Genomic DNA, 9904 nt, shown 5'->3' with positions numbered 1-9904 from the left:
TTGGCACACATTGCGAAACGCACTCCCCATCAGCCGATGAAAAGGACTTCGCAGCAGCGCGTCAGCCACGCAACGTGGGGTTCAGACGCCGCTTACCTTGATGCGATGATCCGAGGCGTTCCTCGTTGGAACGATGGCTGGGCGAAATCAACGGTCACCGAGCGTGGTTCCCATTTCGGATATGTCGGAATTGACGAGAGCCCCGAAGCCGTGTTGGACCTTCCTGTGAACGAGATTGTGGCGCGCGCCAAGGATGATCTTAATCGAGACTTCGACAGCTTCACCGAAAAGCGCCCATTCACTGGGCTAGTGAGGACCAACCCCCGCAAGGCCTTGTCTGCCCTTACCCTTGCAGGCAAAGGCAACGACTACCCGCAGTTCCTCTGGTCATCCATGATCAACGAACTGCCTGATGACATTTCCCCCCGGCTGAGAAGGGTCTTTTTGCACCGGCTGACCAGACTTCCAGCCGCAGCAGTCGCAGAGCTGGCTCACACACTGGGGCGATGGCTCGAAATCAACCTGTCGGCAATCTTAGCGTTTGATGAGCAGCTTGGATGGACCGTCTACGATCATGTCGTTGACGGTATCCTGAGCGGCGGAGCGGATGCAGCCAAGAGTGGACTCGGAGAAGTGAGCGTCAGGGCCGAAGTCGTGGAGCGGTCCAGGCGGACGCATGGACATGCGATCAACGGCCCATTCGGCATGTGTACCGAGGCCCTTTATCGCATCGTCCCCGAACAGAAGCAGGAAACCGGTTTTCTCTTGCCGGATCATATCAAGAACCGACTGGAACGCCTCTTCGCTGCACCTGGGGAAGGTTCGGACCACGCGGTTTCGATCACGATGAGAAGGCTCAACTGGCTCATGTTCCTCGACCCACAATGGGCTGAGGACCGCCTTGTTCCGATGCTTGCGTTCGATCATCCGGCATCGGAACCCGCGTGGAATGGCTTCCTGTGTGGTAACCAAAATCCTTTGCTGCCGCTGGCCGAGGTCATCAAGCCGCTCCTGCTTGAGCTGTTTCCTTGGATCGAGGGACTTTCTTGGGATAGCGATCTCTCGAAAATTGCCGCCCAATGGCTAGGCTTCATGCGGGTGTTCCGTCCAGACGAACCCGCTGGCCTCTCAGGAAAGGAAATGCGTTCGGTCCTTCGGTCGATGTCTGATGACACACGAAACCAGTTCGTTTTTTGGTTGGGCATGGTGGGGCAGAACAACGACGACGGCTGGGCCAAATTTGTCGTCCCGTTCATTAATGAGGTCTGGCCGAGAGAACACAGATATCGAACATCTGCTGCGATGCGGGCGTGGATCGGCCTTCTCGATGATACCGGCGACAGCTTTCCGGAAGTATATGAGTCCGTGAAGAAGTTCCTCGCCCCGGTCGAGACGAACGACCATCCCTTCGACAGGTTCACACGCGACATCTATAACGAAGACCCCATAACAGTGCGATACCCTGAGACTACCTTAGATTTGATGAACAGGGTCACCCCACAGACTTTAGCTCGAACATCGTATGCGTTGCCGAAAATTCTGGCCCTGATCGCCGAGGCTGACCCCAAACTGACATCCGACGGGCGCTACCTGCGCCTCATTGATCTGGTTGAGAGTAGTTAGTTCCTAAACAATCTGAACGGCAGACCACCTGCAGAATCCTGACACTGTCAACAAGTACGACATTCTGCCCCCCCGGAGAGCTTTGAATGGAGCACGACTGCTCCGGCCGGGCAGTTCAGGCAGCGCTGCGCTGTGAAACCCTCGAGTTCGCGCATCCTCTCATGCAGGATGCTCCGTCCCAACTGCCGGGTCTGAACAAAGCATAGGACACTCGCAACCTTCGATATTGCCCCTGACAGGGCACGGGCGTAGGGTCCGCGCAACGCAACAGGGCGCTATAGCGCGACGAAATGTGAGTACGGATGTGAGTATCAATCCAGAACTCAAGAAGTTATTTCGTTAAAAATCAAAGCACTAGGTTCAAATATGCTGCTTCTGATCGACAACTATGACAGCTTCACCTACAACCTCGTCCACTATTTCGGCGAGCTGGGGGCGGATATCCGCGTCATCCGCAATGATGCGATGGATGTGCAGGAAGCCATGGGTCTGCGCCCCGAGGCGATCGTGCTGAGCCCCGGCCCCTGCGATCCGGCACAGGCGGGGATCTGCATCCCGTTGACCAACGCGGCGGCCGAGGCAGGTATCCCGCTTTTGGGCGTCTGCCTTGGTCACCAGACCATCGGCGAGGCCTTTGGCGGCAAGGTGGTGCGCTGCCACGAGATCGTCCATGGCAAGATGGGCACCATGCTGCATGAGGGCAAAGGCGTGTTCCGGGGCCTGCCCTCGCCTTTCCTTGCCACCCGCTATCACAGCCTGGTGGTGGAGCGCGAGAGCCTGCCCGATTGCCTTGAGGTCACCGCATGGCTGGAAGACGGCACGATCATGGGCCTGCGCCACAAGACGCTGCCGATTGAAGGCGTGCAGTTCCACCCGGAAAGCATCGCGTCGGAACACGGGCACCAGATCCTGCGCAACTTCCTCGACAGCGCCAAGGTGGCAGCATGAGCGAACGTCTGAAACCGCTGATCGGCTTTGCTGCCACCCGCCCCTTGAGCGCCGATGAAGCCCGCACCGCCTTTGCCGCGCTGTTTGAAGGCGAGGCCACGCCTGCCCAGATGGGTGGCTTTCTGATGGCGCTGCGCACGCGGGGCGAAACGGTGGAGGAATATGCCGCCGCCGCCCATGTGATGCGGTCCAAATGCAATCCGGTGCGCGCACCACAGGGCGCGATGGATATCGTCGGCACCGGCGGTGACGGCAAGGGCACGCTGAACATCTCCACCGCGACGGCCTTTGTGGTCGCGGGCGCGGGCGTGCCGGTGGCCAAGCATGGCAATCGCAACCTTTCGTCCAAATCCGGCGCGGCGGATGCGCTGAGCGAGATGGGCATCAATGTGATGGTCGGCCCCGAAGTGGTCGAACGCTGTCTGGCCGAAGCCGGGATCGGCTTCATGATGGCCCCCATGCACCACCCGGCCATGCGCCATGTCGGCCCGGTGCGGGCGGAACTGGGCACCCGCACGATCTTCAACATTCTCGGGCCGCTGACCAACCCCGCCGGAGTGAAGCGCCAGCTGACCGGCACGTTCAGCAATGACCTGCTGCGCCCGATGGCCGAGACGCTGCAATTGCTGGGGGCGGAAAAAGCATGGCTTGTGCATGGCGGCGACGGCACCGATGAGGTGTCGATTGCCGAACCCAGTCGGGTGGCCGCGCTGGAAGGCGGCGCGATCCGCGAATTTGAGGTGCACCCGGAGGATGCGGGCCTGTCGCCCCATCCGTTCGAGGCGATTGTCGGCGGCACGCCTGCCGAGAACGGCGCGGCCTTCCGCCGACTTCTGGAAGGGGAGACCGGTGCCTATCGCGACGCGGTGCTGTTGAATGCGGCGGCGGCGCTTGTCGTGGCCGATCGCGCGGCCAGCCTGCCCGAAGGCGTGGAGATCGCGCGCGAAAGCATCGATAGCGGCGCGGCGCTTGCCAAGGTCGAGGCGCTGGTCGGCCTGACGGCCCCCGCGTGAGCGCGCTGCCCCGCCCGCCGGAGGCTTGGGCCGATCTGCCGTTCTTCCGTGAAGACTGGCCCGCCTTGCAGGCGAGGCTGGCAAGTGCCCCCGCTTGGCAGCCCACAGCGATCTTTCGCGCGCTGGAGCTGACGCCGCGCAAACATGTCCGCGCGGTGATCCTGGGGCAAGACCCCTATCACACGCCGGGCCGGGCGACCGGCCTTGCCTTCAGCTTTCCGCCGGGCAGCCCGCCCCGGGATTCGCTGAAAAACATCCTGACAGAATTGCAGAGCGATCTTGGCATTGCCCGACCCGACGGCGATCTGACCGGCTGGGCGGAACAGGGCGTGCTGCTGCTGAATGCGGTGCTGACCGTGCCGCTGCATGAGGCTTATGGCCATAAGGGGTGGGGCTGGGAAAAGTTGGTTTCGCAGGTTCTGGCCGCCACCGCCGGAGACGGGCCGCGCGCCTTTGTGCTTTGGGGCAAGCCCGCGCAAAAGGCCTGCGCCAAGCTGCCGCGCCATGCGCCAGACGGCGCGCCACACCTGTTCATCGAGACGCCGCACCCCTCGCCGCTCTCGGTGCATCGCGGCTTTTACGGCTCCCGCCCGTTCAGCCAGGTGAATGACTGGCTGATGGCCCAAGGCGGCGCGCCGGTCGATTGGGCGCGCTGACACAGCCCTCGCGGGTTTTCAATTTTCCGCGCGCGGGCTAGACCTAGGGAAAGGAGACCGACATGAGCACCATTCTCGACCGTATCAAGGCCTATAAACTTGAGGATGTCGCGGCCCGCAAACTGGCCCGTCCGCTGTCCGAGGTCGAGGCCGATGCAAAGGAGGCCCCAAAGCCCCGCGGCTTTGCCGAGGCGCTGACCCAGGCGGCGAATGGCGGCTATGGCCTCATTGCCGAGATCAAGAAAGCCAGCCCTTCCAAGGGCTTGATCCGCGCTGATTTCGATCCGCCCGCCCTGGCCCGCGCCTATGAGGCGGGTGGTGCCACCTGCCTTTCCGTGCTGACCGACGGGCCGTCCTTCCAGGGCGCCGATGAATATCTTGTGCAGGCGCATGACGCGACCAGCCTGCCCTGTCTGCGCAAGGATTTCATCTATGATCCCTATCAGATCATCGAGGCGCGGGCGCTGAAGGCCGATTGCATCCTGCTGATCATGGCCTCGCTGGATGATGCCGAGGCGATCGATCTGGAACAGGTGGCCCTCGCCCATGGCATGGATGTGCTGGTCGAGGTGCATGACCGCGCCGAGCTGGAACGCGCGGCAAAGCTGAAATCGCCGCTTCTGGGCATCAACAACCGCAACCTGCACACCTTTGATGTCACGCTGGACACCACCCGCGATCTGGCGCGCCGCGCGCCGGAGGACCGGCTGATCATCTCGGAAAGCGGGCTGTTCAGCCCTGCCGATCTGGCCGATATGGCGCAATATGGCGTGCGCTGCTTCCTGATCGGCGAAAGCCTGATGCGGCAAGAGGATGTGACGGCGGCGACGCAAAACCTGCTGGCCAATCCGCTGCGCGCGCAGGGCGGCATCTGATGGCGCTCAGCCATTTCGATGCGGGCGGCAAGGCCCATATGGTCGATGTGTCGGACAAGCCCGCCAGCGCCCGCATGGCGCTGGCCGAGGGGCTGGTCGTGATGTCACCCGCCACGCTCGATCTGGTTCTGCAGGGATCCGCAGCCAAGGGCGATGTGCTGGGTGTGGCGCGTCTGGCGGGCATCATGGGGGCCAAGCGCACCGCCGATCTGATCCCGCTCTGCTATCCATTGCCCATCAGCAAGGTGGCGCTGGATCTGGAACCCGACGCGGCCCTGCCCGGCATCAGAGTGCGCGCAACCGTCCGCACCACCGGCCCCACGGGTGTCGAAATGGAGGCGCTGACTGCGGTCTCGGTCGCCTGTCTCACGCTTTACGACATGCTGAAGGCTGCCGAAAAATCCATGCGGATCGAGGGGATACGGCTTGTCGTGAAAGAAGGCGGCAAGTCGGGCCGCTATGAGGCCGCGCCATGATCTCGGTCGCCGAGGCGCTGGATCATGTCCTGGCACTGGCCGCGCCGATGCCGGCCGAATCCGTGCCATTGGCACAGGCTGCGGGGCGCTGGATGGCAGAACCCGCCCTTGCCCGACTGGACCAGCCGCCCTTCGCGGCCTCCGCGATGGATGGCTATGCGGTCGCTGGCGCAGCCGGGATCGGCGCGCGGTTCCAGGTGATCGGCGAGGCGGGCGCGGGCCATGCCTTTGACGGCCATATCGGCGCGGATCAGGCGCTGCGCATCTTTACCGGCGCGCCGATGCCCGCAGGCGCGACCCATGTCCTGTTGCAAGAGGACGTGCGCCGTCACAATGATATGATCACTGTCGAAGTCGCCGGACGGCAGAGCAATGTCCGCCCGCGCGGGGATGATTTCGCACATGGGGCAAGCGTTGCGCCGCGCAGGCTGCGCCCACAGGATCTTGCCCTGCTGGCTGCGATGAATGTGGCGAACCCCCGCCTGCGCCGCCGCCCGGTTGTGGCGGTGATCGCGACGGGGGATGAACTGGTCATGCCCGGCGAGGTGCCCCGCCCCGACCAGATCGTGACCTCCAACACCTTCGCGCTCAAGGCGATGATCGAGGCCGAGGGCGGCATTGCCCGCCTGCTGCCGATCGCGCGCGACACGACCGCAAGCGTCGCCGCCGTCTTCGATCTGGCGGCGGGTGCCGATCTGGTGGTGACGGTGGGCGGTGCCTCGGTCGGCGATCACGATATCATCGCGCGCGAGGCCGAAAGCCTGGGCCTGTCCCGCAGCTTTTACCGGATCGCGATGCGCCCGGGCAAACCGCTGATGGCGGGGCATTTGCGCGGCGTGCCGATGCTGGGCCTGCCGGGCAATCCGGTCTCCGCCCTGGTCTGCGGCCATCTGTTCCTGCTGCCGCTGATCCGCGCCATGCTGGGCGATCCGACCCCCGCCCCCCGCATCCGTCAGGGCGTGCTGGGTGCCAATACCGGACCCGCCGGGCCACGCGCGCATTACATGCGGGCGCAGGTGCAGGACGGCCATGGCGCACCTGTCATCACCCCGCTTGCGCGGCAAGATTCCGCGCTGCTTTCGGTTCTGTGTCAGGCCGATGCGCTGCTGATCCGCCCGAAGGATGACGGGCCGCAAGTCGCGGGTGCGCCTGCCGAATTTCTGGATCTGTAAAACAGCGTGCTTGACACAAAGCGGGAACGCGGGCAGAACATAAAGACAACTGAGAAATAATAGATCGGGGATCGAACCGGATGCTGACACGCAAGCAATTGGAATTGCTGGATTTCATCCGCGTCCGAATGGATCGTGACGGCGTCCCCCCCTCCTTCGACGAGATGAAAGAGGCGCTCGACCTGCGCTCGAAATCCGGCATCCATCGCCTGATCACCGCGCTGGAAGAGCGCGGCTTCATCCGTCGCCTGGCCCATCGGGCCCGGGCCATTGAGATTGTGAAGCTGCCCGAGGCGATGGAACGTCCGGGCTTTACCCCGCGTGTCGTCGCAGGCGACAAGCCGAAAGCCCCGCCCGCCGCGGCCCAGCCGGTGCAGGCCATCCACGCGCTGGAGCTGCCCGTGATGGGCCGCATCGCCGCGGGTGTGCCGATCGAGGCGATTTCCGAAATTTCCCATCACATCGCCGTGCCGGGGTCGATGCTGTCTGGCAGCGGCCAGCATTACGCGCTGGAGGTGAGGGGCGATTCTATGATCGAAGCCGGGATCAATGATGGCGATATCGTGGTGATCCGCGAACAGGGCACCGCAACCAATGGCGATATCATCGTGGCGCTGGTGGAAGGATCGGAGGCCACGCTGAAACGCTATCGCCGAAAGGGCGAGATGATCGCGCTGGAAGCGGCGAACCCGGCCTATGAAACCCGCGTGCTGCCCGAGGCTATGGTGCGGGTGCAGGGGCGCCTTGTCGGGCTGATCCGCAGCTATTGAGCCACGGCGCGCAACAGCTTTGCCGTTTTCACGAGGGCGTTCGCAGCAGGATATGGCAAGGCCGGGAAGTTGACGCTGTACCGGCCGCGCAGATTGGCGCGACGCGCGATCCAGCGATGCACATTACGTCAGCCGTCTGAATCTCGGCCCGGCTGAAGCCCGCCCTGCGCGGTCTGGCCCGCAGGCAGAGCCGTCATCCGATCCGTCCTGACCCGCATCGGTGCGGCCCTTTTCGGCAAAACCAACGGCTCGGGCGCGACCAAAGGGTGCCCCCCCATCGTCCGCGCCGCTGCGCCTTGCCAGATCCTGCGCCCGCCGATTGCGGGGGTGACTTTCAGCCCTGCCGCATCAAGGCGGATCGCCAATCCACCGCTGCGATCCAAATCGGCCAGATCGAAGATCACACAGCCTTCTGGCCACGTTGCCAGCTTTGCGGCGACAATGACCAGATCCGCATTCGCGCATGCTGCCGCCGCTGCGGCGGCCGCGCCCTTGCCCCGCAGATGCAAGCCGCGCCATGCGCCAAGCCGAAATGCCCGCGCATCCTGCGGGCCATCGAAGGCGGCGCGTGCCGCCGCCGCGGGCTGCAAGGCCAGATCGCCGTCATTTTCCAGCCAGCTGCGCGCGGCAAACCCGGCCCCGCGCGGCACCGAAAGCGCCCGACCCTCCGCCGTCATGAGGCCAACCAATGCACCATCCGGGGCGATCAGCAGGTCAGGCCGCGTGGCCCCCGACCAGAGCCAGAGCGCACCGGCGATCACCGCGATTCCGGCCAGTCTGGCGCGCCCGCGCCAGATGACCAGCCAGAGCCCACCCAGCGTCAGCAGGGGCAGCACCCATGGACCCGGCGCGATGACCGGGGTCACCGCCCCCTCCATCGCCCCAACCTCTGCCGCGATGAACAGGATCCATTGACAGCCCAATCCCATGATCCAAAGTGGCAGATCGGCCAGCCCAAAAGGGGCAGCCAGGGCTGCCACCGCGCCCGCAGGCATCACGACGATCCCCATGACCGGGACGGTCAACAGATTGGCAAAAAAACCGAAATCCGCCACGCGGTTGAAATGTGCCGCGCCATAGGGTGCCGTCGCGGCCCCCGCCAATGCCGAAGACAGCACCAAGGTGAACACCGGCAGGCACCAGCGCGGGATGCGGCCACGCAACACGCCGCCCTCCAACGCGCCGAAGCCCGCGATCAGCGCGGTGGTCGCAGCAAAGGACATCTGGAAGCCGGGATCCAGCAGGCTTTCGGGCCGCAGCATCAGCAGCACGATGCCCGACAGTGCCACCGACCGCAGCGACAGCGCCCGCCGGTCCAGCAGCACCGCGCCCAGCATGACGCAAACCATGATGAACGCGCGTTCGGTTGCCACATTCGCCCCCGACAAAAGCAGGTAGAACCAGGCGACACCCAGTGAGACCGCGGCACTGAGTTTCTTGGCGTTGATCCGCAGGGCAAGGGGCGGCACCATGGCGATGCCATGGCGCAGAAAGGCGAAGACAAAGCCTATCAGAAAGGCCATGTTCATGCCAGAGATCGCCAGAAGATGCGCGAGGCTGGAGGCCCGCAGGGCTTCGGTCGCGGCCCCGCTGAGGCCGGAGCGATCCCCGGTCATCACGCCAGCGGCAAAGGCCCCGGCGTCGCCGCCGATGCTGTTCTGGATGCCCGCGGACAACCAGGACCGGGTGCGGTTCACCCATTGCTCGGAACGGCTTGGGGGGGCGAGATACATCACCGGCGTGCGGCTGTAGCCCACCGCGCCAAGGCGTTGAAACCAGGCCATGCGTTGAAAATCGAAGCCGCCGGGTTCGACCATGCCCTGCGGGGCCGCAAGATGGGCCGTCAGTTGCACCCGGTCGCCCGGTTCCGGGCGGGGCATCTCTTCGGGACCATGCAGCGAGATGCGCACGCGATGCGGGATGCGGGCGGGCGCGACATCATCCAGCAGAACCTCGTCCAGCGTCAGGCGCAGCGCATCCGATTGTGACCGATCGATCATCACGATGCGGCCCGTTACTGCGCCGTAATAGCGAAAGTCGAGCACAGGCGCTGCCACCATATGCGCCCGCAGGCCGGCCATCACGCCGCCTGTCGGCACGAGGGCCAAGGCCAGGCAGATCGGCTGCGCCCATTCCGGGCCAAGACGCCAAAGCACCAGGAGCCCAAGAACCGCCGCGCAGGCGACCGCATAGACCCATGCTGCGGGCTCATCAGGGAGCGCAAACCAGAACCCGATCCCAATGGCAAGGCAGACCGGGATCCAGGGAAACAGCGTTCCCCGCGCGCCCTCAAGCGCCGCAATGGGCGCAAGGGCCAGCCGCCCAAGCCGCGCTGTCACCTGCCCCGGCACCTTGTTTCCTGCCCTCCGCT

At 64.4% G+C, this 9904-nt stretch carries 8 protein-coding genes and 1 pseudogene; 8 read left to right on the top strand and 1 reads right to left on the bottom strand.

Annotation, left to right across the window (positions count from 1 at the left end; translation table 11 throughout):
• From GBJ34_RS18920 to lexA, 8 genes and pseudogenes are all read left to right on the top strand, one after another.
• Window positions 1-1623 (top strand): annotated as a pseudogene (locus tag GBJ34_RS18920) (hypothetical protein); the annotation flags it as partial.
• A gap of 366 nt (window positions 1624-1989) precedes the next feature.
• On the top strand, window positions 1990-2571 hold the full coding sequence (locus GBJ34_RS18915; RefSeq protein ID WP_151720749.1) for an anthranilate synthase component II: 582 nt from the start codon (window positions 1990-1992) through the stop codon (window positions 2569-2571).
• Complete coding sequence (gene trpD / locus GBJ34_RS18910; RefSeq protein ID WP_151720748.1) at window positions 2568-3584, top strand: anthranilate phosphoribosyltransferase; 1017 nt, start codon at window positions 2568-2570, stop codon at window positions 3582-3584. Before GBJ34_RS18915 ends, trpD begins: the two co-directional genes overlap by 4 nt.
• Window positions 3581-4240, top strand: coding sequence for a uracil-DNA glycosylase (locus GBJ34_RS18905; RefSeq protein ID WP_318843235.1), 660 nt, complete (start codon window positions 3581-3583; stop codon window positions 4238-4240). The genes trpD and GBJ34_RS18905 overlap by 4 nt, the downstream gene beginning before the upstream one ends.
• 62 nt (window positions 4241-4302) lie before the next feature.
• Window positions 4303-5115 (top strand): indole-3-glycerol phosphate synthase TrpC, encoded by an 813-nt coding sequence (gene trpC / locus GBJ34_RS18900; RefSeq protein WP_151720747.1) that lies wholly within the window; start codon window positions 4303-4305, stop codon window positions 5113-5115.
• Window positions 5112-5591: a cyclic pyranopterin monophosphate synthase MoaC gene (gene moaC, locus GBJ34_RS18895; protein ID WP_192931294.1), complete on the top strand. Its 480-nt coding sequence runs from the start codon at window positions 5112-5114 to the stop codon at window positions 5589-5591. Before trpC ends, moaC begins: the two co-directional genes overlap by 4 nt.
• Window positions 5588-6763 (top strand): molybdopterin molybdotransferase MoeA, encoded by a 1176-nt coding sequence (locus tag GBJ34_RS18890; RefSeq protein WP_151720745.1) that lies wholly within the window; start codon window positions 5588-5590, stop codon window positions 6761-6763. Before moaC ends, GBJ34_RS18890 begins: the two co-directional genes overlap by 4 nt.
• An 80-nt stretch (window positions 6764-6843) precedes the next feature.
• Window positions 6844-7533 carry a transcriptional repressor LexA gene (lexA, locus tag GBJ34_RS18885; protein WP_151720744.1) on the top strand — a complete coding sequence of 230 codons (690 nt, stop codon included), beginning with the start codon at window positions 6844-6846 and terminating at the stop codon, window positions 7531-7533.
• Between the two features lie 128 nt (window positions 7534-7661).
• On the opposite strand, the gene GBJ34_RS18880 is transcribed toward lexA, so the two are convergent.
• Window positions 7662-9884 (bottom strand): ComEC/Rec2 family competence protein, encoded by a 2223-nt coding sequence (locus GBJ34_RS18880; RefSeq protein WP_226341276.1) that lies wholly within the window; start codon window positions 9882-9884, stop codon window positions 7662-7664.
• Window positions 9885-9904: the final 20 nt, after the last annotated feature.

Origin of the sequence: Gemmobacter serpentinus, assembly GCF_008973825.1 — a bacterium.
Classification (GTDB): Bacteria; Pseudomonadota; Alphaproteobacteria; order Rhodobacterales; family Rhodobacteraceae; genus Gemmobacter; species Gemmobacter serpentinus.
This window is presented reverse-complemented; position numbering and strand designations above follow the sequence as displayed.

Bases quoted from the DNA above. Each gene is read 5' to 3' on its own strand.
- GBJ34_RS18890 (WP_151720745.1), top strand. From the start codon at position 5,588: ATGATCTCGGTCGCCGAGGCGCTGGATCATGTCCTGGCACTGGCCGCG.
- trpC (WP_151720747.1), top strand. From the start codon at position 4,303: ATGAGCACCATTCTCGACCGTATCAAGGCCTATAAACTTGAGGATGTC.
- trpD (WP_151720748.1), top strand. From the start codon at position 2,568: ATGAGCGAACGTCTGAAACCGCTGATCGGCTTTGCTGCCACCCGCCCC.
- lexA (WP_151720744.1), top strand. From the start codon at position 6,844: ATGCTGACACGCAAGCAATTGGAATTGCTGGATTTCATCCGCGTCCGA.
- GBJ34_RS18915 (WP_151720749.1), top strand. From the start codon at position 1,990: ATGCTGCTTCTGATCGACAACTATGACAGCTTCACCTACAACCTCGTC.